Source organism: Plantactinospora sp. BB1 (assembly GCF_003030385.1).
Taxonomy (GTDB): domain Bacteria; phylum Actinomycetota; class Actinomycetes; order Mycobacteriales; family Micromonosporaceae; genus Plantactinospora.
Genome location: NZ_CP028159.1, coordinates 606,871 through 630,910 on the forward strand (window position 1 = coordinate 606,871; position 24,040 = coordinate 630,910).

At 70.9% G+C, this 24,040-nt stretch carries 23 protein-coding genes; 11 read left to right on the forward strand and 12 right to left on the reverse strand.

Going from position 1 to position 24,040, the window contains the following annotated elements:
* Window positions 1-43: 43 nt before the first annotated feature.
* A complete protein-coding gene (locus C6W10_RS02575; protein ID WP_159104426.1) occupies window positions 44-1,369 on the reverse strand; it encodes a cytochrome P450 in 1,326 nt (441 codons plus the stop codon).
* 333 nt (window positions 1,370-1,702) lie between these two features.
* The gene (locus C6W10_RS02580; RefSeq protein WP_107256181.1) at window positions 1,703-2,944 is read right to left on the reverse strand and encodes a sorbosone dehydrogenase family protein; all 1,242 of its coding nucleotides are present in this window, start codon (window positions 2,942-2,944) and stop codon (window positions 1,703-1,705) included.
* Between the two features lie 169 nt (window positions 2,945-3,113).
* Here C6W10_RS02580 and C6W10_RS02585 point away from each other — a divergent pair, with 169 nt between their 5' ends.
* From C6W10_RS02585 to C6W10_RS37100, 3 genes are all read left to right on the forward strand, one after another.
* Window positions 3,114-3,536 carry a GNAT family N-acetyltransferase gene (locus tag C6W10_RS02585; RefSeq protein ID WP_234361582.1) on the forward strand — a complete coding sequence of 141 codons (423 nt, stop codon included), beginning with the start codon at window positions 3,114-3,116 and terminating at the stop codon, window positions 3,534-3,536.
* Between the two features lie 153 nt (window positions 3,537-3,689).
* Complete coding sequence (locus C6W10_RS02590) at window positions 3,690-5,840, forward strand: acyltransferase family protein (RefSeq protein WP_159104427.1); 2,151 nt, start codon at window positions 3,690-3,692, stop codon at window positions 5,838-5,840.
* Between the two features lie 6 nt (window positions 5,841-5,846).
* Window positions 5,847-6,005: a hypothetical protein gene (locus tag C6W10_RS37100; RefSeq protein ID WP_159104428.1), complete on the forward strand. Its 159-nt coding sequence runs from the start codon at window positions 5,847-5,849 to the stop codon at window positions 6,003-6,005.
* Window positions 6,006-6,019: 14 nt separating this feature from the next.
* Here the strand turns inward: C6W10_RS37100 and C6W10_RS02595 are convergent, their stop codons facing one another.
* Both C6W10_RS02595 and C6W10_RS02600 read right to left on the reverse strand, forming a co-directional pair.
* Window positions 6,020-6,982, reverse strand: a complete 963-nt coding sequence (locus C6W10_RS02595; protein ID WP_159104429.1) for a hypothetical protein — start codon at window positions 6,980-6,982, stop codon at window positions 6,020-6,022.
* Window positions 6,983-6,990: 8 nt separating this feature from the next.
* Window positions 6,991-7,338, reverse strand: a complete 348-nt coding sequence (locus tag C6W10_RS02600; RefSeq protein ID WP_107256189.1) for a PadR family transcriptional regulator — start codon at window positions 7,336-7,338, stop codon at window positions 6,991-6,993.
* A gap of 129 nt (window positions 7,339-7,467) precedes the next feature.
* Here C6W10_RS02600 and C6W10_RS02605 point away from each other — a divergent pair, with 129 nt between their 5' ends.
* The 5 genes from C6W10_RS02605 to C6W10_RS02625 all read left to right on the forward strand — a co-directional run bounded on the left by C6W10_RS02605 (window position 7,468) and on the right by C6W10_RS02625 (window position 11,683).
* Window positions 7,468-8,469 (forward strand): RNA polymerase subunit sigma-70, encoded by a 1,002-nt coding sequence (locus C6W10_RS02605; RefSeq protein ID WP_369937737.1) that lies wholly within the window; start codon window positions 7,468-7,470, stop codon window positions 8,467-8,469.
* A gap of 298 nt (window positions 8,470-8,767) precedes the next feature.
* Window positions 8,768-9,223 carry a DUF6069 family protein gene (locus C6W10_RS37850; protein WP_199853842.1) on the forward strand — a complete coding sequence of 152 codons (456 nt, stop codon included), beginning with the start codon at window positions 8,768-8,770 and terminating at the stop codon, window positions 9,221-9,223.
* 499 nt (window positions 9,224-9,722) lie between these two features.
* On the forward strand, window positions 9,723-10,520 hold the full coding sequence (locus C6W10_RS02615; protein ID WP_107256193.1) for a hypothetical protein: 798 nt from the start codon (window positions 9,723-9,725) through the stop codon (window positions 10,518-10,520).
* A gap of 214 nt (window positions 10,521-10,734) precedes the next feature.
* Window positions 10,735-11,457: a methyltransferase gene (locus tag C6W10_RS02620; RefSeq protein ID WP_107256195.1), complete on the forward strand. Its 723-nt coding sequence runs from the start codon at window positions 10,735-10,737 to the stop codon at window positions 11,455-11,457.
* Entirely contained in the window at window positions 11,441-11,683 is a 243-nt protein-coding gene (locus C6W10_RS02625; protein WP_107256197.1) for a CDGSH iron-sulfur domain-containing protein, read from the forward strand. Before C6W10_RS02620 ends, C6W10_RS02625 begins: the two co-directional genes overlap by 17 nt.
* A 24-nt stretch (window positions 11,684-11,707) precedes the next feature.
* On the opposite strand, the gene C6W10_RS02630 is transcribed toward C6W10_RS02625, so the two are convergent.
* Window positions 11,708-12,619: an iron-containing redox enzyme family protein gene (locus C6W10_RS02630; RefSeq protein ID WP_234361583.1), complete on the reverse strand. Its 912-nt coding sequence runs from the start codon at window positions 12,617-12,619 to the stop codon at window positions 11,708-11,710.
* A 49-nt stretch (window positions 12,620-12,668) separates the two neighbouring features.
* The gene (locus C6W10_RS02635) at window positions 12,669-13,817 is read right to left on the reverse strand and encodes a glutamate--cysteine ligase (RefSeq protein WP_107256200.1); all 1,149 of its coding nucleotides are present in this window, start codon (window positions 13,815-13,817) and stop codon (window positions 12,669-12,671) included.
* A 470-nt stretch (window positions 13,818-14,287) separates the two neighbouring features.
* Here C6W10_RS02635 and C6W10_RS02640 point away from each other — a divergent pair, with 470 nt between their 5' ends.
* Window positions 14,288-14,953 (forward strand): response regulator transcription factor, encoded by a 666-nt coding sequence (locus C6W10_RS02640; RefSeq protein ID WP_107256202.1) that lies wholly within the window; start codon window positions 14,288-14,290, stop codon window positions 14,951-14,953.
* A 267-nt stretch (window positions 14,954-15,220) separates the two neighbouring features.
* Here the strand turns inward: C6W10_RS02640 and C6W10_RS02645 are convergent, their stop codons facing one another.
* Window positions 15,221-16,426, reverse strand: a complete 1,206-nt coding sequence (locus C6W10_RS02645) for a monooxygenase (RefSeq protein ID WP_107256204.1) — start codon at window positions 16,424-16,426, stop codon at window positions 15,221-15,223.
* Window positions 16,427-16,842: 416 nt separating this feature from the next.
* On the opposite strand from C6W10_RS02645, the gene C6W10_RS02650 reads away from it, so the two are divergent.
* A complete protein-coding gene (locus tag C6W10_RS02650) occupies window positions 16,843-18,918 on the forward strand; it encodes an MMPL family transporter (protein ID WP_234361869.1) in 2,076 nt (691 codons plus the stop codon).
* Between the two features lie 208 nt (window positions 18,919-19,126).
* On the opposite strand, the gene C6W10_RS02655 is transcribed toward C6W10_RS02650, so the two are convergent.
* The 5 genes from C6W10_RS02655 to C6W10_RS02675 all read right to left on the reverse strand — a co-directional run bounded on the left by C6W10_RS02655 (window position 19,127) and on the right by C6W10_RS02675 (window position 22,585).
* On the reverse strand, window positions 19,127-20,545 hold the full coding sequence (locus C6W10_RS02655; RefSeq protein ID WP_234361584.1) for a HAMP domain-containing sensor histidine kinase: 1,419 nt from the start codon (window positions 20,543-20,545) through the stop codon (window positions 19,127-19,129).
* A gap of 29 nt (window positions 20,546-20,574) precedes the next feature.
* On the reverse strand, window positions 20,575-21,249 hold the full coding sequence (locus C6W10_RS02660; protein ID WP_304598409.1) for a response regulator transcription factor: 675 nt from the start codon (window positions 21,247-21,249) through the stop codon (window positions 20,575-20,577).
* 101 nt (window positions 21,250-21,350) lie between these two features.
* Entirely contained in the window at window positions 21,351-21,608 is a 258-nt protein-coding gene (locus C6W10_RS39595) for a transposase (protein ID WP_107256212.1), read from the reverse strand.
* 138 nt (window positions 21,609-21,746) lie between these two features.
* Window positions 21,747-22,226 (reverse strand): SRPBCC family protein, encoded by a 480-nt coding sequence (locus C6W10_RS02670; protein ID WP_107256214.1) that lies wholly within the window; start codon window positions 22,224-22,226, stop codon window positions 21,747-21,749.
* Window positions 22,223-22,585 carry a metalloregulator ArsR/SmtB family transcription factor gene (locus C6W10_RS02675; protein WP_107256216.1) on the reverse strand — a complete coding sequence of 121 codons (363 nt, stop codon included), beginning with the start codon at window positions 22,583-22,585 and terminating at the stop codon, window positions 22,223-22,225. The genes C6W10_RS02670 and C6W10_RS02675 overlap by 4 nt, the downstream gene beginning before the upstream one ends.
* 600 nt (window positions 22,586-23,185) lie before the next feature.
* Between C6W10_RS02675 and C6W10_RS02680 the strand changes: the two genes are divergently transcribed.
* The gene (locus C6W10_RS02680; RefSeq protein ID WP_159104431.1) at window positions 23,186-23,866 is read left to right on the forward strand and encodes a 2-phosphosulfolactate phosphatase; all 681 of its coding nucleotides are present in this window, start codon (window positions 23,186-23,188) and stop codon (window positions 23,864-23,866) included.
* Window positions 23,867-24,040 lie beyond the last annotated feature (174 nt).

Sequence of the window (24,040 nt, forward strand, 5' to 3'; positions counted from 1 at the left end):
CGGTGCCCTGGCTGATCCTGTCCGGATCAGCCAGGGCATCAGTTCACCGGACCGTCAGCGTGGCCCGGACCGCGCCAGCCGGACGCAGAGTGACCATCGGTACGACCTCCAGCCGCTCGTCGCGGGTGTCCACACGGTAACGGGCGAGCAACGCGCTCAGCAGTACGGTCATCTCCAGCAGCGCGAAGTGTTCCCCGATGCAACTGCGCGGCCCGCCACCGAAGGGAAAGTAGGCGTAGCGCGGCCGCTCCTGCTGCCCGAGGAACCGGTCGGGCTCGAAGCGCTCCGGGTCGGGCCAGAATTCCGGATGCCGGTGCGTGACCCAGGGCGCAACCACCACCTTGGTATTGGCCGGAATTCGGTAACCGGAGACAACCACGTCAGACTCGGCCATCCGCTCCATGCTGTACACCGGTGGGTACAGCCGCATGCCTTCCATGGCCGCAGCTCGCACCAGTTCCTCGTCGCCCGTGCCGATCCCGGCCACGACCCGTTCCTGCACCTCGGGATGCTGACCCAGCAGGTGCATGGTGAAGGCCAGCCCGGCCGAGGTCGTCTCATGCCCGGCGAGCAGGAACACGAGCATCTGATCCCGGATCTCCTCCATGGACAGCGCCTGCCCGGTCTCCGGATCCTCGGCCGCGGACAACCGGCTGAGCAGATCCTCGTTCTCCTCGCCGCCCATTCGCTGGCGGGCGGCGATGATGCGGTCGATGATCTCGTACTGGGTCGCACGTACCTGCGTGATCCGGCGGGATCGCGGAGTCGGCCAGCTCAGCGGCAGCTTGACAACCTGTAGGGCGCGCGCCAGCGCGAGGTCGCCCAGAATGGGCATGAGCTCCTGGAGACGGGGGACGACCTCGTCGATGTCGTCGCCGAACAGTGCCCGGCCGACCACCCGCATCGTGTAACGCTGCATGACCTGGTACAGGTCCACGACGGATCCCGTGGTGACCGCCATGTCGTCGACGACGCGGGCCGCCTCGTCGGCCATCAGCTCGGTGTAGCGGGCCACCCGGCGCGGCGTGAAGAGCGGTTGCAGCGTCCGCCGCTGTCGCAGCCAACGGTCTCCGTCGCTGGTCAGCAGTCCCTCACCGATGAACTCCCGAAGGATTTCGTACGCGCTCGCGCGGCGGCTGAAGACCTGAGGCGTGGTGAGGACCTGACGGATGCCGTCGGGGTGGTGCACGTTCACCACGTCGACGCTGACGGCACGTGGCCCCCGAGGCAGTCCGACGTGGTAGGCCACCACGTCGCCGTACGTGTGGAAGCCGTCCAGGATCGATCCCAGCAGGTCGTGGCGGAGCGCCGGCAGCATGCCGAGGAGCGGATGTCCGGCCGGACCCGGTACGGCGATGGCCTTGGACAACTGTGTCGTCACGGTGATCCCCCGTTCAGTTGATCGACCTACGTCGACTATATTTCCACGCGCCGTACCCCTTTCCAGTCCCTGGCCCCGCATTGCGCAGCGATGGTCGTCACCATCGCTGTCGCCAGCAGCCAAGAGTTCGGCACCAGCTCGGCCTCACTGGCCGGCGTGCGCTGCACGCCCGCACCGCCTCCACGAGCGGCGGGCCGCCGCGCGGTGGCATTTCACCAGGAGGAAACGCACCCGAGGGCTGGTCGAAGTGAGCCGGGGACGGCCGCCCGAACGCGGCCGTCCCCGTGGGGTCTTGCGGATGCCGAGGGATCACCCCGGAGTTCAGCGGTTCGCCGCCCCGCCGCCAGAGGCCGGCTGGACCCGCTCGAACCGCACCCGGCTCAGCCATCCCGGCAGGTCACTGAGCACGTAGATCTCGCCGTGCACGTCGACGTCGATCGCGGTCGGCTGGATCGGGAAGTTGCCGATCGTGGCGGACTCGTAGCCGCCCGTGGGTTTGGCGCGCACGGCGAACGCGAGGGTCGAGCAGTAGTCGCTCGCGATGTAGGTGCCCCATGCCTCCGGGGTGGCGGACCCCCGGTACACCACGCCGCCGGTCACCGAGCAGCTCTCCGTCATGAAGTGCTCGTACTCGAAGACCGGGTCGGTGTACCGCACGCCCGGCCGGCATTGCTCCGGGTCGAAGACCGGGGTGCCCTCCCGGCAGGACCAGCCGAGGTTCGCCCCACGCTGCGACGGGCGGATGTGGTTGACCTCCTCGATCAGGCCCTGGCCGACGTCACCGATCCACAGCGAGTTGTCGACCGGGTCGACGGAGAACCGCCACGGGTTGCGCAGCCCGTAGACCCAGATCTCCGGCCGCGCGCCCCGGGTGCGGACGAACGGGTTGTCGGAGGGTACGCAGTAGGGCTTCGCGCCGCAGGTGCGGTTGACGTCGATCCGTACGATCTTGCCGAGCAGGGTGCCGAGGTCCTGACCGGACTTGAACGGGTCGTTCGCGTGGCCGCCGTCGCCGAGGGACCAGTAGAGGTAGCCTTCGCGGCCGAACGCGACCTGTCCGCCGTTGTGGTTGCCGTACTCGGCGTGCTCCTGGGTGAGCAGCACCTGCACCCGCTCAGGAGCGCCGATGGGCACTCGCGCCAGGGTCAGCGCGCCGGCCGGCAGGCTCGTGTAGGCGACGTAGAGGATCCCGGTCCGCGCGAAGTTCGGCGCGGGCGTGATGCCGAGGAGGCCGCGCTCGTTGTCCGAGGTGTCGATCCGGGCGGTCAGGTCGAGCACCGGCTCAGCCGCCAAGCCGGTGTCGGGGTGGTAGGCACGGACGGTGCCGTTCTTCTCCGCGATCAGCAACCGGCCGTCCGGCAGCCCGGTGAGCGCGATCGGACGTTGCAGACCGGAGGCCACCTGTTCGGACACCACGGTCAGCTCGGTGAGTGGCACCGCGCGGGTGTGGGGTGCGCCGGCCGTGGCGGTGCTGGCCGCCGACGCCGGCGGCAACAGGAACGCATAGAGGGCCAGAACGAGCAACCCGGCCAGCACGGCCGGGCGACGACGCCGTCGCGACATGTTTCAGCTCCTCGAGCAAGTGGAGTGGAGGACGCGATCTGGGAGCGTTCCCACCGTACATCGACTTCTGGCAATATCCAAATCGTCGCCTCGCCGCCTTTCCGGGCAGGGCATGGAGTCCCCGGGGGCGGGCGGGTCGCCGGTGCCGGGCTCGCCTAGGCTCCGCCGGGTGATCGTACGGAGGGCCAGCGTGGCGGACGTGGCGGTGCTCGCGGAACTGCGCGGCATCGACGGGGACAGGCTCGGCGGGTACGCCGAATGGGTTGCCGCCCACGCGGAGACGCACCTGCCGTTCGTCGCGGAGATCGACGGGTACGTGGTCGGCGCGGCCTGGCTCCTCGTCGCGGAACGGGTGCCGAGCAACGAGTCGCCGGAGCGGTGGTACGGCGACATCCAGTCGGTCGAGGTACGTGCGGAGTACCGCAACCGCGGCGTCGGCGTCGCGCTGATGGCCGCGATCCTGACCGAGGCCCGTACGCGGGGGCTGCTGCACGTGACTGTCCACTCCGGACGCCGCGCGGTCGACTTCTACCTGCGCAACGGCTTCAGCCAGCACCGCCAGATGCTGCTCTGGGAGCCGAGCGTCTCGTGATCACCTCAGCTTGGCTCCGGGGTGGTCCATGGGCCGCCGCCGCTACTGCCATGACGTCGCTCTGGAAGAAATCCGGCGGATTGTTCCGTAAAGGCCCGTTCGCCCCATTCCGGATGGTAGAACTATCCAGATCTTGAGGGTTTGGAGGGCGCCGTGGCGGTTCATGCCGCTCTGCCGGCCGCCGCGACTCGCCCGCCCGCCGGGCACCCGAGTCGCAACGGCGGATTCCGGCGGGACATCGAGGGGCTGCGGGCGGTCGCGGTACTGCTCGTCGTGCTCTACCACGCCCGGGTACCCCTCCTCGGTGGCGGCTACGTCGGCGTCGACGTCTTCTACGTCATCTCCGGTTTCGTCGTCACCACCGTGTTGCTACGCGAGTTCGCCACCAGCGGCTCCATCTCCCTCCCGGCCTTCTACGCCCGGCGCGCCCGGCGGCTGCTGCCCGCCGCCGTGCTCACCCTCCTCGTCACACTGGTCGCGTCCTGGCTGTGGCTGCCGCTCCAGACGCAGTGGATCGCCAAACAGGCGGCCGCGAGCGCCACCTACAGCCTCAACTTCCTCCTCGCCATGAACAACGTGGACTATCTCGACGCGATGCGGCGGGAGTCGCCCCTGGAGCACTTCTGGTCGCTGGCGGTGGAGGAACAGTTCTATCTCGTCTGGCCGCTCCTGCTCATCGCGCTCTTCGCCTGGCGCCTCGGCCGGCGGGGCAACCGCGGTCGGGGTACCGGTCGCCCCGACAACGGCCTGCCGCTGCTGATCGGTGTCGGCACGGTCGCCGTACTCTCCTTCGCCTTCGGGGCCTGGCTCACGATCCACTCACCTGGTTACGCGTACTTCGTCACCCCGGCCCGAGCCTGGGAACTCGCGGTCGGCGCCCTCGTCGCCCTCACCGCTGGCACCCTGGCCGGAATTCCCGGCCGGGTCGCCGCCGTCATGACCTGGGCGGGGCTGGCGGCCGTCGCGGCAGCCGCGCTGCTCTTCGATGCCTCGACCCAGTTCCCCGGGTACGCGGCGCTGCTGCCGGTGACCGGTGTGGCGCTGGTGATCGCCGGAGGCTGCTCGGCGCCGGCCGGAGGAGCCGCCGGGCTCCTCTCGACGGGGGTGCTCCAGTGGATCGGACGACTCTCGTACTCGTGGTACCTCTGGCACTGGCCCTTCCTGATCCTCGGGCCGGCCATCATCGGCGGCGCCGGCTCGCTCGGGCAGAACCTCGGACTCGCCGCCGCCGCCCTGGCCGCCGCCGCCATCACCTACGCCCTCGTCGAGAACCCGATCCGCCGCCTTCCCCGACTGGAGTCCAAGCCTCGGCGGACGCTGGGGCTCGCCGTGGCGTCGTCCGGGCTCGTCCTCGCCGTGGCGCTACCGATGCTGCTGCTGCGACCGACGGTGGTGGGGCCAGGGGCACCGGTCGACACCGCGGCGACGCTGTCGTCCGCCAGCTCCGCCGAGGAGGAACTCGTCCGGCTGGTCGCCGCCAGCGCCGAGGCCACCGCGGTACCAGCCAACCTCTCCCCCGCCCTGCCCGACGTCACCGCGGACACCCCCACGGTGTTCCGGGACGGCTGCGTCGTACTGAAGATCACCGACACCGCACCGGCGCGCCCGTGTGTCTACGGCGACCCGGCGGCGCGGCAGACCGTCGTACTCTTCGGCGACTCGCACGCGGGAAGCTGGTTCCCCGCCCTGGACGAGATCGCGCAAGCCCGCGGGTGGCGCCTCGTGGTGATGGTCAAGGGATTCTGCAGCGCGGCCTCGGTACGGTTCCGTCTCGACTCCATCGACCGTCCGTTCGACGAGTGTGTCGAGTGGCGCCGGAACATGCTGGAGTGGATCGCCGACCTGCGGCCGGCGCTGGTGGTCACCTCCTCCACCGACTTCACCTTCGGCGAACCGGTCGACTCCTTCATCGACCGGGACCAGGTCTGGACCGACGGCTGGATCCGCACCCTGGAGGAGCTCGGATCCCATGCCGGCGAGGTTGTGCTGATCAACGACACACCCTGGTTGCCGGCGACGGTTCTGGACTGCCTCGCCCGGCACCTGACCGACGCGCGCCGCTGCCACGCACCGGTACGGGACGCGCAACTGGAGCCGCGACGACGCGCGATGATCGCAGCCGCCGCGACGCAGCGCGGAGTCACCGTCATCGACCCGACGCCGTGGTTCTGCACGGCGTCGGTCTGCCCGGCCCTGATCGGCAACGTCGTCACACTCCGGGACGGCAACCACATGCCGGCCGCCTACTCGCGGCTGCTGTGGCGGGTCCTGGACGAACGGATCGGCCCGCGCCTCGGGATGTGAACCCTGGTGCGCCCGGGTCGTCGCCGGCCCGCCACCGGGATCGGCGTGCAGGGCGGGGTGGCGCCGAGCCCGGGTCAGCTCGTTCGCGGTGGGCGGTGGCGGGCCGTCGTCCAGCTCCTCAACGCGATCCGCCGGGTCGGAAGGCTGCGGTCGGCGCTCGTCTGATCCGGAGCTGGCGTTCAGCCCGTCACGGGATCGTCGGGTGACAGCGACCGCACCTCGGGGTTGTGGCGACGGACGAGGTGGCTGAGGCCGGCCACGGTGGCGGCGATCACGGTGATGAGGATGGCCAGTGGTAGCGGCTGGCGGTTGAAGTGCTGCATCGCCGTGTTGGAGAGCACCGGGTCGGGAATGAGCCATCCGGCGACGAAGCCGGTGAGCCCGACGCCGATGATGACGGCGGGGCGGTGGCGGCGGACTGCCACCGCGGCTGCCGCGGCGATGGCTGCGGCGGCGAGGATGCCGAGGATCGTCGGGACGGCCTCGGGAACGTACACGCCGTGGCGTCCCCATTCTCCGGTGCCTTTCCAGGCGAGGATCCCGAGCGGGACGAGGGCCCACCAGAACAGGCGCGGCCGGGGTACTCTCCACCGCTCGCGGTCGGCGATCACGAGCAGGACGAGGATCAGGACCGGTACGGCGTGCGCAAAGAGCTGTTGGCCGGGGTTGATGCCCATGCCGGCCCCGCCGAGCAGGCCGATGACGAACCAACCGACGGTGGCCGTCAGGAAGATTGCCTGCAGGGTGAGGGCGGTCCGGGTCGCGCCGCACAGCCAGGCGATCAGCGGTGCGAGGGGCAGCAGGCCGATAGCGACTATCTCCGGCCAGCTGGAGATGACGGCCGGCATGTCGGTGGCGAGGACGGCACCGGTGAACAGGTCCAGGGTGTCACCGGCGGGCTGGGTGCCGGCGGCGACGAGCAGGGCGCTGAGTCCGGTGCCGAGGGCGGCGGCGGTGACGGGCGTGGTGAGGCGCAGCCGGATGGCCAGGGCGATGAGGTTCAGGGTCTCGTGCCGGCTCGGGTGTTGGCGGCCGTGGTCGAGGTCCAGCAGCAGCCCGAGCAGTTCCTCGCCACGGGCGGCGCGGTGCGTGGCCGGCAGCAGGCGCAGCAGCCGTCGATATCGTCGTTCCAGAGGGCTCATGTTCGGGTTCATCCGATGGTCCCGAGGTTCGGGGCGTTGCGGGCGGCCCGCTTGTTGAGGCGTTCCTCGGCGAGCCGGACCGCGCTGGCCATCCGCCGGCTCTCGGCGCGGAGGGCCTCCGCCCCCGCTTCGGTCAGTCTGTAGAAGCGGCGTAGCCGGCCCTTCTCCACCTCGTCGTGGTCGGGGGCGATGAGCCCCTTGGTGACCAGGCGGTCGAGGGCCCCGTAGAGGGTGCCAGCCCGTAACCGGATCCTGCCGCCGGTCATCTCGTCGACCTCCGTCACGACGGCGTAGCCGTGACGGGGCTGGTCGGCGAGGGCGGAGAGGATCAGGAACGTCTGTTCGCTGATATCCATGCACTATATATATCGCCTCACGATATATATAGCAAGGATGTCGCTCAGCGCGCGTGCCAGCCCGAGTGATGAGTTGTCGGGCCCGTACCCGTCACACCTACGACGGGACACGACAAGCGGAAGGATGACGTGATGAGTGCGGACACGCGGCTGGAGGAGCTGGGCGTGAGCGGGCTGGGCGAGATCGACGAACCGGCGTTCGCGGGGCTGGCGGAGCGGCACCGGCGGGAGCTGCACGTGCACTGCTATCGGATGCTCGGGTCGTTCGAGGACGCCGAGGACACTGTGCAGGAGACGTTCCTGCGCGCCTGGCGGCGGCGGGAGACCTTCGAGGGGCGGTCGACGTTCCGGGCCTGGCTGTACCGGATCGCCACCAACGCCTGCCTGGACCTGCTCGCCAAGTGCCGCCCGGAGCCGGCGACCGGCGGCGAGGTGCTGTGGCTACAGCCCTACCCGGACCGGCTGCTCGACGAGCTGCCCGCGGCCGACGCGGACGAGCCGGAGACCCTTGCCGTCGCGCGCGAGACGATCGAACTGGCGTACCTGGTGGCGGTCCAGCACCTCGCGCCCCGCCCACGGGCCGTGCTGATCCTGCGGGACGTGCTCGGCTGGCCGGCGAAGGACGTCGCGGAGCTCCTCGGGGACTCCGTCAACTCCGTGAACAGCGCCTTGCAGCGGGCCCGCGCCGGCATGCGGGAGCACCTGCCCGCCGAGCGGCAGGACTGGGCCGGCGGCGAGGAGGACGCCGGCACCCGCGAGCTGGTACGCCGCTTCACCGAGGCCAGCGTGGCCACGGACATCGGCCGGCTCGCCGCGATGCTGCGCGAGGACGTCCGCTGCTCGATGCCACCCACCCCGGGCCTGTACGTCGGCCGCGACGCGGTGCTGAACAACTGGGTCGAGGACGGCTTCGAGGGCATGACGGGTCTGCGCGCCGTCCCCACCTCGGTGAACCGGCAGCCGGCCGTCGCCTTCTACCACTGGCGGGAGCGGGATGGCGCGTACCTGCCGCTGACGATCGACGTCCTGCGCGTCACCGGCGGGGCGATCACCGAGATCATCACCTTCCACGACGACCAGTTCCCGCGGCTCGGGCTGCCGGAGCGCCTGCCGGCGGACGGCACGGAGTAGTCGCGGTGTGGACGCTCGCGCTGCGCGGCGGCGCGCGTGTCCCGGTGGTCGCGGCGCAGTGGGACGACGCCTTCGTCGTCGTCATCTGCGGACGGGTGCAACTGGAGCTGCGCGACGGCGAGCCCGGGCCGGTCCTCGGACCGGACGCCGGGTTCTGGCTCCGCGGCACCGGCGTCCGCGCCCTGCGCAACCCCGGCCCTCGCACGGCGAGGTTGTGCGTCGTCACCCCCAGGGACAGGACCGCCACATGCCAGTCGACACACCCCGTACGCCACCTACCGGATGATGGAGGAACGACATGAACAGCATGGATGACACCCGCGTCGTCACAGCCCCGGCATCGGGCCGGGTCAGCCACACGCACCGACTCCGCAGGCTCGCCGTCACCGGCCTCGTTGCCACGCTCGCGGCGGTGGTGGCCACCACCCTCGCCGCCGCGCTCGCCGGGGCCGCTGGCGTCGACTTCGAGATCCCCGAGGGTGGCGAGACGATCCCGCTCTCCGGGTTCGCCGTGGTGACCGGCTTCTTCTCGGTGGTGGGCATCGGCATTGCCGCCGCTCTGCTGCGGTGGAGTGCTCGCCCCGCCGAGCGATTCGTCTGGACGGCGGTGTCGCTGACCGCGATCTCGATGGTTCCGCCCTTCCTCGCCGGGGCGAACACCGCCACCACCGCCGCCCTCCTCGGGCTACACCTCGTCCCTGCGGCGGTGATGATCCCCAGCCTGGCGCGGGCCCTCCGCACGCTGGCCGACTGACGAACGGGAAAGGGCGGGACGCACGGGCGTGCGCCCGATCCGCAGGTATCCGACGGCGGCGTGCTGCCCGCCGTGGAGGCGGGCTCCATCGGGAACCCGTGGAAGGACGCGCCGAGGGAGGGGGCCGCGCGGAGACGCGGTCCTCTCCCCCGGCGTCGCGACCCGGCTGGAGGGCCGGAGTTCCTCGCAGTCGTACCCGCTTGACCGACCCTGGTACGCAGGATGGCGCGAGCCGACCCCGCCGGGAAAATTGCGGGTACCGCCGTGCACCGGTCGCCCTGCTCACGGCGCACAGCGCGCCATCGTCCGGCGGCGGGTGCCCGGCGGCCGCGCCAACGGTCCGGGCCGGATCCGTCGGCCGTGCCCAACGACCGGCACCGCCCGGTACGGCTGCGAAGTCGGTCGCCGGAACGGGGCGGTCGTCGAGTGCACCGGTCCAAGGAGGCATCGCTGTCCGAGCAACCCAGCAAGGCGGAAGCGCAGAGAGACGAGGTCCTTCATGAAACGAACGACAGTTGTCGCCGCCGTCGTCGCCGTCACGCTGCTCAGCTGGCCGGGCACCGCGCTGGCGGCGCCGCCCGACAACGACGACTTCGACAACGCGATCCCGGTCAGCGGGGCCCTACCGTTCACCGACACCGTTTCCAGTGCGGAGGCGACAACGGCGGCGGACGACCCGGAGCCGTGTGCGAACGGCGTCGTCTCCTCCGTCTGGTACCGGTTCACCCCGACCCGGAGCGGCCTCTACGTGGCCACCGGCACGGCGCAGCCGTACGGCGCCTTCCTGAGCGTCTTCACCGGCACCCGTGGCGCCCTGACGCCGGTCGTCTGCGGCTCCAACCGGGGCGCCTGGTCCGCCGAGGCCGGGACGACGTACCACCTGATGGTGAGCGCCTTTCCCTGGTCGCCCCCGGGCGGTGACTTCACCTTCGAGCTGGACGGGCCGGCGGTGCTCGGCGTCACCCTCGACCCGAGCGGCTGGGTCGATCCGCGTACCGGGTTCGCCCGGCTCTCCGGCACCGTGACGTGTCGCGCCACCCACTACACCCGGGTGGAAGGCGAACTGCTCCAGCGGGTCGGCGGGCGCACCGTCTCCGACATCTTCGGTCTGGACGCGCCCACCTGTGACGGGACGGTCAGACGGTGGGCGGCCGAGGCGAGGGCTCCGGAGAGGTTCGTGAGCGGTCGCGCCACCGTGTGGGTGCAGGTCTACGCCTGCCCCGACAACGCCACCTGCCTCTCCGACCTGGTCGAGGGCGACGTCACCCTCTTCAACCGCCGGTACGGCCCTGGCTGATCCTGCGCACGGGCCGCCCCGGTGCGGCAGGGCCGACGTGGTGGTTCCGGTCGTCGGCACCACCAGGTCGGCCCTGTCCGCGCCCCACGTCGTGCCTGCGCTGCCGGCGGCGACGGCCGGCTCGTGGGTTTGGCGTACCGGGATCAGGGAACGTTGGCGGGCACGTTGTCTGATCTTGGGGGGCAGCGGGCACGTGACTGCTCTTGGGGGGCACATGACGGTATCCACGGTCACCGGACGGCCAGCCGGGGTTGACCTCGACTTCCCGCTGCTGCGGCTCCCCGGGGTGTACCGCCCGCAGGCCGACACCGCACTGCTGGCGGAGACGGCGGCTGCCGCGCCGATCCCACCCGGCGCGCGGGTTCTGGACATGTACACGGGTAGCGGAGCCCTGGCGGTGGTGGCGGCCCGACTCGGTGCGGGCGAGGTGACGGCGGTGGATGTCTCCCTGCGGGCCGTCATGTCCGTACGCTTCAACGCCTGGGCGCGCGGGCTACCGGTACGGGCACGGCGCGGCTCGCTCCTGGGGCCGGTCTCTGCCACGTCGGGCCGGGCGTCGACGGAGGGGCCGTACGACGTGGTCCTCGCCAACCCGCCCTACGTGCCCTCGCCCTCGGCGGCGGCGCCGACCGGGCGCGACCGGGCCTGGGACGCCGGACCGCACGGGCGTGCCCTGCTGGACCTGTTCTGTACGGCGGCACCGGGGCTGTTGTCCGCCACGGGCTTCGCGCTGCTGGTGCACTCGCACGTCTCCGGGGTGGAGCGGTCGCTCCAGATGTTGCGTGCGGGTGGCCTACGGACGTCGGTGGTGGCGCGGCGGCGGGTGCCGTTCGGCCCGGTCATGCGGGCTCGTGCCGGCTATCTGGAAGATGCCGGTCTGATCCGGCGTGGGCAGCGGCACGAGGACCTGGTGGTGATCCGTGCCGAGCACGCCTGAGCCGCGCCGGGTGGTCGTGGTGCCCGGCGGGCCGGTACTGGTCGAGGGGCCCGTGGAGTTGGTTCTGCCGGACGGCACCACGGTCTGCTCGCAACGGTTCATGGTGGCGGTATGTGTGTGTCGCCGGAGCAAGCGCTACCCGTTGTGCGACACCAGCCACCGCCGCCGGGTGCGGGTGGACACCGAGAACCAGACGGTGGACGCCGACAATCAGGCGTCCGAGTAGCGCCGAGGCGCCGAGAACCGGGCGTCAGAGTAGCGCGGACCGGCCGGCCCGCCAGCTTCCGAGCAGGTGCTCACCGAGCCGGTCCTCCAGCAGCGTGGTCGCCTGGATGCCGAACACCACGTCCGCCGCGAGTTCCGGCTCGCGGTCGAGCAGGTCGCCGAGGACGTCGCGCCGCATGACCTGCTCGTGTACGGCGTCGGCCTCGATGTGTTCGGTGTAGAAGAGCCGGCAGGCGGGGTCGGCGCCGACCCTGGCCAGCGCCTCGTCCATCCGCTGGGCGCTGGGACCGGTGGTGATCTCGGCGGCGGTGAAGTGACCGGCCAGCGCGCCCCGCCACCGTCGGTGCAGCCCGAACAGCGACATCATGTTCACGGTGGCGAGGGCACACGCCGGTGCCTGGTCCAGGTAGGCCAGGTAGTCGGGCGAGAGGTCGGCGGCGGCGAGCAGGTCGGCGAAGAGGCGGGAATGCATCCGTTCGGCCCGGCCGGCGCCGAACTCGTCGTACTCGACCGCGACAAGGGCCGCCTTGGCCCGCCCCTCCAGGCGAGGGATGACCCAGGCGTGCGGCTCGGCCTCCTTGTGGTGGTAGATGGAGCGCACGACGAAGTACTCGCGCAGCTGCCACCATTCGCCCTTGTCCCGCAGGAAGTGGCTGACACCGGAGCCTGGCACCGGTTCGACGAGCAGCGGTTCCAGGGCGGCTGTCACGTCGGACCCGCCCTCGACCTGCTCGGCCAACGCGGCCAGGAAGACCGCCTCCAGCTCGGCGCGCAGCCGCAGCAGGTCGGGATCCCATTCCCATTCCGGGTCGACATCGGCGAAACCACGGTAGTGCAACTCGTAGCAGAGGTGCAGCGCGAGCTGGAGGTCGTCGCCGAACGGGTCGGCGCCGTTCACCACGGGGCTGGGCGCGGCCCCGTCGGTCAGGGCACGCACGACGGCCGTCGAAAGCGGGCCGCGGGTGGCGGGAAGCGTGAGAGCGTGGCTAGCCATGAGGTTCCTCCGAGGCTTGGGCCGCTTCGGAATACCCAGGAGCGTCGGATTCATCCCGCAGGGTCAGATCGGTCACCACTGCCGGCAGGCCGCCCGTCCCGGCGACGCGACGCTGGCGCTCGGCGCCCGTGCCGTCGGACCGCAGCCGGTCGAGCTGTGCGTGTACCCCCGGCAGGTCTCCGGTCTCCGTGAGCGCGTCCCGCACATGGTCGAGCAGCGCGGTCACCAGTTCGGTGGCCGGCACCCGCCGCGACCGTTCGAGATCGACGCCGGGACCGGCCAGCCCGTAGCGGGCGGCGCTCCACACCGCGGCGGCGGCCATCTGCGCCGGCACCGGCGCGGCCTCCCGTCCGCGACGAAGGTCGTCGAGCGCGACCCGAACCAGCGCCCGGCCCAGCATCGCGTGCAGGACCGCCTCCGGCACGGTGGCCGCGGTGTCGGCGACCCGAATCTCCACGGTGGGCAGCTTGGGCGACGGGCGGGCGAACCAGAACGTCTGCGCCTCGTCAGCCAACGCGCCGCACTCCACGAGCCGGCCCACCTCCGCCCGGAAGGCGGTGTGATCCCGAAAGTACGGCGCCAGTCCGGAGCCGGGGAAGCGCGACTGCTGGACGATTCGCCAGCTGCCGTAGCCGGTGTCCCGGCCCTGGTAGAAGGGCGAGTTGACCGAGAGCGCCAGGAGGGTCGGCAGCCAGCGGGCGAGGTGGTTCACCACGGCGACCGCGGTGTCCCGGTCGGGCACCCCGACGTGTACGTGGCAGCCACACGCCTCGTAATCGCGGGTCACCTCACCGTACATGTCGTCGATGGCGACGAAGCGGGCCAGGGTCGATGGCACCCGGCCACCGGATTCCAGTACCGGAGAGGCGCTGGCCACCGCGACCGCCACATGGTCGCGGGCGGCGGCGGCCACCACCCGGCGGCCCGCGGTGAGATGCGCGCGCAGCTCGGCGGCGGTCACACATACACCGGTGGCCGCCTCGGCCTGGGTGTCTCGCAGCTCCCGCTGAATGGTCGCCCCGGCCGGCAGGTCGGCAGCCGAGGCGCAGGCGACGACCTTCTCCGCGACCGGCAGGGTCGCCCCGCACGCCGGGTCGACGAGCAGGAACTCCTCCTCGACCCCCATGGTCAGCGCGCTCATAACGCGGCCTGGTACCCATCGGATTTCCTGGACAAACGTTCGGTACGCCCGGTCGGCGGGCAGCTGACCGGCCATCCTTCGGGCTCGCCAACGCCCGGGTGCCCCCGGCGGCGGCCGGCAGGAGCCACTGGGCACGGGTTCGCCCCGTCCGGTCTCGTCTGGCCGCAAGCGATTCGTCGTCACCGACGCTCTGGGTCTGCGGCCGACTCCTGCCAGGCTCGGGTCGACATCGTCGTGCACGACAGCGGCCCGCCCGACGACGAACCCGCGCCGGCGGCCAACCGGCCTGAGCGCCGTTCTTAACAATCGTCTCAGGTTCGCTCGGTACGAAGTAGGCATCGCCGGGCGACGCCGGTCTCGGCCTCGCCGGCACGGCCGATCGCGCCACGATCTATGGCGGCACGGTCGGCGCCGCCCCGCACGGGACGGCGGCTGGACCGCGTACACGCAACCCTGAAAGGCAGCCTTTCATGATCTCTGTGCTCGTGGCGGACGCCCTGCCGCTGCAGCGCTTCGGGATCCGCATGCTGCTGGAGAGCACCCCCGACACCGAGATCGTCGGCGAGGCCGAGAACGGCGCCGAGGCCGTTCGGCGGACCACCGAGCTGCATCCCGACGTGGTGCTGATGGACATCCGCATGCCGGGCGTCGACGGGATCGAGGCCACCCGGCGCATCGTCGCCGCCGGTGGACGTTCACGGGTCCTGGTGCTGACGACGTTCGACGTGGACCGGTACGCGCTCGCCGCGCTGCGGGCCGGGGCGAGCGGTTTCCTGCTCAAGGACGCCCGCCCCGAGGAGCTGCTCGCCGGCATCCGGGCCATCGCCGCCGGGGACGCGGTGATCGCGCCGCCGCTGACCCGGCGGCTGCTCGACGCGTTCGCCGACCGGCTCGACGACGACCTCTGCGGGCCGGTGTGGGAGGACCCCCGGCTGGACTCCCTGACCGACCGGGAGCGCGAGATCCTCGTCGCCATCGGTCATGGCCTGACCAACGGCGAGATCGCGCGACGGTTCACGCTGTCGGAGTCGACAGTGAAGACCCACGTCGGGCGGGTCCTCGCCAAGATCGGCGCACGGGACCGGATCCAGGCCGTCATCCTCGCCTACGACCTGAGACTCACCCGGCCGATCTAGCGCTTCATCTCGCGCGTCCGTCAGAGCGCAACCGTAGTTCCGTCAGAGCGCGACCGTAGTTCCGAGCCGCACCGCTCCGGGCCGATCCGCTCCGCGTGATCTACCGCTCCGCTTCCGGGGCCGGGTGCAGCCGCCCACGTCACCGCCCGCCCGTCCGACCGCCACGACGCCCGCACGCGTGTGAGCTCGGTGCGGAACGTGTGTGAGCTCAGAGCTGTTTCTTCAGCTTTGTTGACCTCAGTGAGCTCACACACGTTCGACGCTTCCTCAGGACTTGCGGGGGGAGACCGTCATGATGCCAATGCACATCTCGTCGCTGGTGCCGTCGCCCCACACCACGTAGCGCGGCGGCAGCTTGCTCAACTGTGGCAGCCGCTTGCGCAGCCCCGCGTCGTGCGTACACGTCACCCGCAGCGTGTCCTCCGGACCGATCTCCACCGGCGACGGCAGCGTCATCAGCCGCTGGTTGTCGAAGTCGAACTGCGGCACGTCCAGCACGACCCTGGCGTTTGGCGTGCCCGGGTTGAGTTCTACCTTTATGGCCCGCCCGAGCAGGTGCATGTGGCCGAAACCGGCGAAGAGCGTCGTCGGCACCGGCACCTTGTGGTCGCAGGTCTGGGTGTCACCAGGCTTCGGCGCGCTCTGGCCGCACTCCTCCAGCTGATCGTCCGCCATGTCGCCGACCTCCGGCCCGAACCGCCTCGTCACGTCCGCGATCGAGGCCGCCCGGTCACAGAGCGGCCCCGACTCGTCGGCGGCGCAGGGCAGGTCGATCGGCGCGTCGAGCGACCACGTGACGAGTTCCCGGGTCTGTGGCGTGCCGTCCGTCAGCCGCAGCCGCACCGCCGAACGGTCCGACCCGGCCGGCTTGCCATCGGTCGCGAGCAGGTTGTAGTGGATCTGGAGGATGACCAGGCTGCCCGGCTCCAGTTTGTAGCCGGCGTCGTGGGTGAGCAGCGTCTCCGTGGCACCCGGCGCCCAGGTGTCCACCCACGCTGCGTCCCCATCTTCTACCTCGGCGCCGTCCACGCCGGTCCCGCCGAAGCACTGCCAGCCGAGGCCGGGGGTCTTCGCGTCCTGCTCGCGCACCGCGGCAGCGCCGCCCGGCGGCACCGCGTACACGATGGCGTGGTGCGCGATGGCGACGTTCTCCGGCATGAATTGAGTCCCGGTCAGGTACTGCGCCTTGGTCAGGCCCGGATCGATCACCTGGCACCGGTACTCGTCCGTGCCGCCGCCCTCCGGCGGCGCGGGCGTGTAGGCCTCGGCCATCTTCAGGTCGACGAACCGCTCGCCGGCGCGCAGCGGCTGCGGTGGAGCCGACGACCCGCCCGCGTGCGCGCTGTGCGAGCCGGCCGCAGCGGGCGCCGCAGTGTTGTCGGCGTCCGACCCGCAGGCGGCGACAGCGAACGCCGTCGCCAGCGCCGTGGTTGCCGCCCCGAACCTCCACAGTGGGCTATCAGGTTTCGTCATGGCCTGAACGTTAGGCCCGATTCCGTCCTGTTTCGTCGTACCGCAGTCGTCATCTTCGGGCGGGAGGTGGCACCACGGTACTGCTCTCCGGAGCGCCGTTCGACACCCGCACGAGAATCAAGGCCCGTCGCAACTGGGCCCGAATTCACGCCCACGAAAGTGCATCGGCGATGGACGGCCCGGCCGACGACGTCGCCGAAGTGACTGCGGCCCAGGTCCGCGACGTCATCTGGGCACCTGGGTCGGCCAACGGGCCTGAGTGCCGTTTTAACGGTCGCCTCAGGTTCGCTCGGTACGAAGTCGGCACCAGATAAGCGATGGAACCCGTATGTAGGAGGCTAGTGATGGCAGTCAACGCAGCGCCGTCCGGGGAAGCGTCGGCCGGTCGGTTGGCAGGGCGGTGGGTGCCGTGGTTGGTGATCGGGTTGTGGGTGGCGCTGGCGGCGGTCATGGTGCCGCTGAGCGGGAAGTTGAGCTCGGTCACCACCGACAGAGCCGTGGACACGCTGCCGGCCAGTGCCGAGTCCACCAAGGTGGCGGCGCTGGAGGACAGTCTGCCCGGCGGTGAGGACAACACGTTCGTTTTCGTGTACCACCGCGCCGGCGGGATGACCGACGCCGACCGCGCGACGGTCGAGCGCCACTACAACACCCTTGTCAAGCGGTATCCGCCGTCGGCGACGACGGCGGCCGGCGAGGACGACGAGGATTCACCGACGAGACTCTCCTCCGACGGCAAGGCGATGATGTTCGCCCTCGATGTGGACACGACCTACGGCGGACCGGAGGCCATCGTCGGCCCGTTGCGTGAGGCCGCGAAGGACCGCCCCGCCGGCCTGGAACTCGACGTGACCGGCCCGGCCGCGGTCGACGGCGACATGGACGCCGTCTTCGACGGCATCGACCTGCAGGTGTTCCTCACCACCGTCGTCGTCGTCACGCTCCTGCTCATCCTCACCTACCGCAGCCCGGTGTTGTGGTTGATCCCGCTGGTGGTCGTGGGCGCGGCCGCGCTGACTGCGATGGCGACCGTCTACCTGCTCGTCAAGGGCTTCGGCATCGTGGTCAACGACCAGAACTCGGCGCTGCTGACGATCCTGGTGTTCGGGGTCGGCACGGACTACGCGCTGTTGCTCATCGCCCGGTACCGGGAGGCACTGCACCACCACGAGAACGTCCGGGTTGCGATGGTCCACGCGCTACGCGGCGCGGCGCCGGCCATCGTCGCATCCGCGGCCACCGTGGTCGCCGGCCTGCTCTGCCTGCTCGTCGCGGACCTGAACAGCACCAGCGGGTTGGGCCCGATCGGTGCGGCCGGGATCCTGTGCGCGCTGATCGCCATGCTGACGCTGTTCCCGGCGGTACTCGTGGTGCTCGGTAGGCGGATCTTCTGGCCGGCCATCCCCCGGTTCAGCACGGCAGTGGAGGAGAAGCCGGGGCTGTGGGGACGGCTCGGCGCCGCCATCAGCCGCCGCCGGTGGGTGGCGACGCTCAGCTCTCTCGGAGTTATGGGTGTCCTCGCCATCGGGCTGGCGGGCAACACCGGCGCCCTGCGGGAGCAGGACCAGTTCCTGTCCGCGCCGGAATCGGTCACCGGCTTCACCGTTCTCCGCCAGCACTTCCCGGAGCTCGGCGGCCAGCCGATGACGATCTTCACGCGGCCGGCGTACCAGGAGCAGGTGCTCGACATCGTCAAGGGCACCCGCGGTGTGGCAGAGGCCATCCCGGGCCAGACCAGCGGTGGCTGGGCCGACATCTCCGTGTTCCCGACGGACGCGCCGGACTCCACCGCGGAGTACGACACGATCAAGCGGGTGCGCGCCGCCGTGCACGCGGTGAGCGGGGCGGAGGCGATCGTCGGCGGGCCGAGCGCGGAGAACCTCGACACAGAGATAACCACCAGCCGCGACGAGAAGCTGGTGATCCCGCTGGTGCTCACCGTCGTCCTGATCGTCCTCGGGCTGCTGCTCCGAGCGATCGTGGCCCCGCTGGTCCTGATGGCAACCGTGATCGTCTCATTCGCCGCAGCCTTCGGCGGCAGCGTGTTCGTCTTCGACACGATCCTCGGGTTCAAGGGCATCGACTATTCGGTGCCGCTGCTGGCATTCCTGTTCCTGGTGGCGCTCGGCGTCGACTACAACATCTTCCTGGCCAGCCGGGCCCGGGAGGAGACCGTACGTCTCGGCACCAGAGACGGCATGCTCAAAGCCCTCTCGGCCACCGGTGGCGTCATCACCTCGGCGGGCCTGGTCCTGGCGGCCACGTTCGCGGTCCTCGCCACACTTCCGCTGGTGATGCTGATCGAGGTCGGGTTCCTGGTCGCCTTCGGCGTGCTGCTCGACGCCCTGCTGGTGCGGTCGGTCCTGGTGCCCGCCCTCACCCTGCTGATCGGCCGGCGGATGTGGTGGCCGAGCCGGCTGTCCCGACCGGTGCAGCCGCCCGACGGTCAACGGCCGCTCGTGGACGACGAGGAGCTCGCGCTGCAACGCTGAGCGCGGCGGCACGGACGAGATCCGGGACGGGGACCCAGACCCCGTCCCGGATCTTTTCCTGGGCCCGGCACTCGCCGCCCTTTGGTCCTGCGCCGTGCGGCCGGGGCTGGGGTCGGCGCACCGCGGTGCCCTGCCCCGACGGTGAACCGCGCGGGGCCGATGCCCGAGGGCCGCCGTCCCTCGTCCTGCGCCACCCCGCCGGGGCAGGTCAGCGCAGCGCGGTGTCCTCCCCGGCGGTGAGCCGCGCGATCGGGGCGGGCGGGGCCGCGGCCGGAAGGTCGACCCGAAGCAACGCGCCACCGCGTGCGGACCGGGCGACGGCGACCCGGCCGCCGTGGGCGTCGACGACCCGCTGCACGATCGACAGCCCCAGACCGGATCCCGGCAACGCCCGGGCGCTGTCGGCGCGGTAGAACCGGTCGAACACCCGCGGCACGTCGGCGGCGTCGATGCCCGGCCCGGCGTCGTCGACGTCGAGCACCGCCGACGCGCCCTCGGCGCGGAGCCGGACCTGGACCGGCTGGCCCGCGGGAGACCACTTGCCGGCGTTGTCGAGGAGGTTGAGCACCGCCCGCTGGAGCGCAGCGGGCCGCCCGCTCACCCACACGGAGGTCACGTCGAGCGCGACCTCGATGTCGGGCACGCGGGAACGCGCCCGGGTCGCGGCGGCCACCACCACGTCGGCGAGGTCGAGCAGCTCCGCGCTCTCGTCGCTGACGTCACCGCGCGCCAGGTCGGTCAGCTCGGCGGCAAGGGTGCTCAACTCGGCCACCTGGGCGCCGAGATCGTCGAGCAGCCGGGTCCGGCTCTCCGCCGGCAGGGCGCTGTCCAGGGTGCCGCGCCGATCGAGCCGGATCAGCAGCTCGACGTTGAGGCGCAGGCTGGTGAGCGGGGTCTTGAGCTCGTGGGCGGCGTCCTCGGCGAGCAGCCGCTGGGCCCGCCGGGAGTCCCGGAGCGCGGCGAGCATGTCGTTGATCGACTGGATCAGCCGCCGGATCTCCCCACCGCCCTCATCCGGGATGTCGGCGTCGAGATCCCGGGTGTGCGCGACACGTACCGCGGCGGCGGTCAGCCGGTCGATCGGTGCCAGCCCGGCCCGCGCCACGGTCCGCCCGACAAGGGCGCCCCCGGCCACGCAGAGCAGCCCGATCAGCAGCATGCCAAACCCGAACTGGTTGATCGGGCTGTCGTCGGTGACGCGGGCCACCTGGACCGCGCCGTCGCCCGCCCGCAGGGTGTAGACGACGTAGCCCTCGTCGTCGCTGTCGTTCGACTCCATCAGGTCGGCCAACGCGCCCTGCGCCACGCGCCCGGCGTCCTCGCTGACCGGAGGCAGCGCGGGTTGGCCGACCGGCGTCCGGGTCGAGCCGTCGGACAGGATGACCCGCACCAGCCGACCGGATCCGGGATACGGCGGTAGCTGGACCTGCGCCAGACCGGCGCGCTCCGCGTCCGTCGCCAGGACGCGGGAGTCGGCGCGCAACTGATCCTCCGCGCTGTCCTGCAGCTCCCAGTCCAGTAGCTCGCTGGCCACCTGGAAGGCCACGAACACGCTGACCGCGATGGCCGTCGCCGCGATCACCGTCAACCTGGTCCGCAGGGACCGCCGGCGCCACCATCGGGTCACCCGGCGAGGCTGCCAGCCGGCGGGCCTGCTCACGGAGGAGTCTCCCGCAACGTGTACCCCAAGCCGCGCAGCGTGTAGATCAATCGCGGCTCACCCTCGGCCTCCATCTTGCGGCGCAGGTAGCTCACATACACCTGGAGGTTGTTGGCGGTGGTGCTCATGTCGAAGCCCCAGATCGCCTCGAACAGCGCGTCACGGGTCAACACTCGGGTCGCGTTGCGCATCAGGACCTGCAGCAGGGAGAACTCGGTCCGGGTCAGGTGCAGCGGCCGCCCACCCCGCCACGCCTCGAACCTGTCGGGATCCAGCCGGACGTCGGCGAACGTCAGGAGTTGCGACTCGTCGTCGCCCGGCGCGCGGCGGCGCAGCAGAGCCCGGACCCGGGCCAGCAACTCCTCGGTGGCGAACGGCTTGGGCAGATAGTCGTCGGCGCCCGCGTCCAGCCCCGCGACCCGGTCGGAGACCTGATCCCGGGCGGTCAGCATGAGCACCGGCAGATCCCGACCCGCCGCCCGCAACCGCCGGCAGGTCTCCAACCCGCCGAGGCGGGGCATCATCACGTCGAGGATCAGCAGATCCGGCGCGTCACCACCGACCCCGTCGAGCACGGCGAGACCGTTGGCGACCGTGCTGGTGTCGTAACCCTCGACCTGGAGCACCCGCTCCAGCGACTCACGGATGGCCGCCTCGTCATCCGCGATCATGATTCGCACGCCGGCCCGCCCCTCTCCAGTCGATGCTTTTCCGCTCATCCTGCCCGATCAACCTGAGGCCAGGATTAGAACGTGTTCGAGAGGGGTGGTGATCAGGTCCGGTTGAATGCTCGGCGGGTCTGCCAGCGGGCCGGTTCGCCGCGGGTGATCCGGCGGGCCATGCCCACGATCGCCGCCCACCGGATGATCGCCTCGGACACTTCGGGCACTCGTTCGTAGTCACGAGCGAGCCGGCGGCAGGCGGCCAGCCAAGCCAGGGTCCGCTCGACGACCCAGCGGCGCGGATTCACGGCGAAGCCGCGCTGGTCGGCCAGTCTGCGGACGATCTCAAGTCGGACAGCAAACGCCAGCGGCGCTCCGGGTCACCGCAGCGTTCGCCGAACTCACCCGAGCGACCTGAATCCCGGCCGGGGTCCGAGGTTCGGGGTCTCTACCGACTCCGGAACGCGACTTCGCCCGGCCCCGGGGGCGGGCTGGGTGCGGTGCGTTCACCGCTGCGCTTCGAAGTGCTCTTTCATCGCCGGGTAGTAGTCATCGAAGTTCGGCGCCGGGCGGCCGTCGTGCGAGGCTACCAACGCGTCCAGGTAGTACTCCCAGCCCGGGCCGACCTCGCCGACGCCCTCGGTTTCGGTCAGGTGCTGCGTGAACCGCAGCTCGGTCACACCCGCAGTCTCGGCCAGCACCATGTCCAGATGCCAACTGCCGTGCTCGTCCACGGCGGAAACGGCCAGCCGACGTTGCGGCTCGCACGCGTCGATGGTCATGTCCATCCAGGGTTTGCCCTCCTCGTGCACCAGCTGGACCTGTATCGTGCGTCCCGGCGCCGCCTCGCCCTGCCACGGGCCGAACCAGCGTTCCGTACGCGCCGAGTCAGTGAGGCTCGCCCAGACGTCAGCCAACGGAGCGCGGAACGTACGGGTCAGCACGAGGTCCTGGCCGAACAGCCGGCCGGTGGGTGTCGGGCTCATGCGATCTCCTTCTGGGATGGGTGTCGCCCGGCGGCGGTGTGCCGCTCGCGGCGGGTGCGGTAGACCTCGGTCTCCAGCGCGTCGAGGCGGTGTTGCCAGCCGGACGGGCGCATCAGCCGTCCCAGCCATCCGGTCAGTTCGTCGAGCGGCGCGGTGACCAGCGTGTAGACGCGCCGACGTCCCTCCGCCGTATCGCGCACCAGGCCCGCCTCGCGCAACACGCGCAGGTGACGGCTGACCGCCGGCCTGCTGATGACGAACCGGTCGGCGATCTGCCCGGCCGAGAGCGGTTCGTCGCGCAGCATCAGCAGGATCTCCCGCCGTACCGGATCGGCGATCGCCGCCGCCACCTCGTCCACGCCGAAAGCGTAACCAACAGGTTACGCTTTACGCAACGGTGCATCCGCTGACCGGCTCAGAGAGTCATGCTCGGATGCACTGACCTGCCGCGGTTCGGGGCGTCATCGGGCTTGACGAGCGACCTCGTCAAGCGACACCTGGACCTGCCGAACTACGGGATCTGGCTCGGGCCGGAAGCCCGACAACCGGGAGCGGCCGCCAGGTACACACGTCGGCGCCGGCTCTCGACCGCCGACTCAGCTACCGGCCGCCCGGCCTGGTCTGAGACCAAAGGATCAGGGTCGCGGCGAGGAACACCGACACAAAGAACGCGCACGGGCACAGCAGGAACAACGCCCATCCTTCCACGGTGCACAGCCTAGGCTCACCGCACGCCGAGCCCGGCAACCTGCGCACAGTCACGGCAGTCCTCGCTCAGGTCGGCTCTGGTGAGCATCCCCATCTGCCGCAGAATCGGCGGCGGGCGGCGTACGTGTCACAGAGCGCGGCGGCGTACGGCTCGCTCGTAGCGTCCGATGATGCCGATGGCCATGCGGCCCGGTCGCGCCCGGAGAAATGTTCTTGCAGGTCGGACTTTGTACCGTGAACAATCGCGTGCTGTGTCGATCGTAGGTATGGAGGCAGAGGTCCCGCCCAACACCGTCGTCATCGTCATCGACGTCATCCGTGCCTTCACGACCGCCGCGATCGCCTTCGAGCGTGGCGCAACGGAAATAGTCTGCGCGCCCTCGGCCGAGGTGGGCCGAAATCTGCGGCTACTGCACCCGGATCGCCTTCTCGTGGGCGAGATCAACGGGCTCAAGCCAGCGGACTTCGACTTCGGGAACTCGCCGTTCGAGATGTCGATGGCGCAGTTGGACGGCCGGCGGTTGATTCAGACGACGTCGAACGGTACGCGCGGGCTCGTCCGGTACCCGGATCCAGCAGTGCTGCTCGCGGTGTCGGCACTCAACGTCGGCGCCACCGCCCGATGGATCAGGACGAACCACGCCGAAACCGCGTGCACTCTTGTCTGCACCGGGCGGACCGCTGAGGACCAGGCCTGCGCGCGATATCTGAGCGGCCTTCTCCAGGGATCGAGGCCGAGGCGGACAGACCTGATCGCGGGCATCATGGAGGGCGCCGCCGAACACGTCCGTGCGTATGCACGGCAATCCGCGCCCGAACGGGTTGACCTGTCCAAGGATCTTCCCATCTGCTGCGACGTCGACCGATCCGAGTTCGCGATGGTGGGCGAGGTCCGCCGGGACCACGTCGCGCTAACGAGGGTGCCACGCTGAACGCCGCATCCTTGCCGGCCGACATCAGGCCAGGATGGTCGGACGGACCGAGCGGGTGCACTCTACTGCCGCCGACCGATGGCGCCCGCCCCAAACCGGCGCGCCGGGCACCGGCGCACGTCACTCTCCGTACGCCGCAGGTTCAACCTGTCGGACCCACGCTCGTACCCGGAC

Bases quoted from the DNA above. Each gene is read 5' to 3' on its own strand.
- C6W10_RS02580 (WP_107256181.1), bottom strand. From the start codon at position 2,944: ATGTCGCGACGGCGTCGTCGCCCGGCCGTGCTGGCCGGGTTGCTCGTT.
- C6W10_RS02595 (WP_159104429.1), bottom strand. From the start codon at position 6,982: ATGAGCCCTCTGGAACGACGATATCGACGGCTGCTGCGCCTGCTGCCG.
- C6W10_RS02600 (WP_107256189.1), bottom strand. From the start codon at position 7,338: ATGGATATCAGCGAACAGACGTTCCTGATCCTCTCCGCCCTCGCCGAC.
- C6W10_RS37850 (WP_199853842.1), top strand. From the start codon at position 8,768: ATGAACAGCATGGATGACACCCGCGTCGTCACAGCCCCGGCATCGGGC.
- C6W10_RS02615 (WP_107256193.1), top strand. From the start codon at position 9,723: ATGAAACGAACGACAGTTGTCGCCGCCGTCGTCGCCGTCACGCTGCTC.
- C6W10_RS02620 (WP_107256195.1), top strand. From the start codon at position 10,735: ATGACGGTATCCACGGTCACCGGACGGCCAGCCGGGGTTGACCTCGAC.
- C6W10_RS02635 (WP_107256200.1), bottom strand. From the start codon at position 13,817: ATGAGCGCGCTGACCATGGGGGTCGAGGAGGAGTTCCTGCTCGTCGAC.
- C6W10_RS02640 (WP_107256202.1), top strand. From the start codon at position 14,288: ATGATCTCTGTGCTCGTGGCGGACGCCCTGCCGCTGCAGCGCTTCGGG.
- C6W10_RS02645 (WP_107256204.1), bottom strand. From the start codon at position 16,426: ATGACGAAACCTGATAGCCCACTGTGGAGGTTCGGGGCGGCAACCACG.
- C6W10_RS02660 (WP_304598409.1), bottom strand. From the start codon at position 21,249: ATGATCGCGGATGACGAGGCGGCCATCCGTGAGTCGCTGGAGCGGGTG.
- C6W10_RS02670 (WP_107256214.1), bottom strand. From the start codon at position 22,226: ATGAGCCCGACACCCACCGGCCGGCTGTTCGGCCAGGACCTCGTGCTG.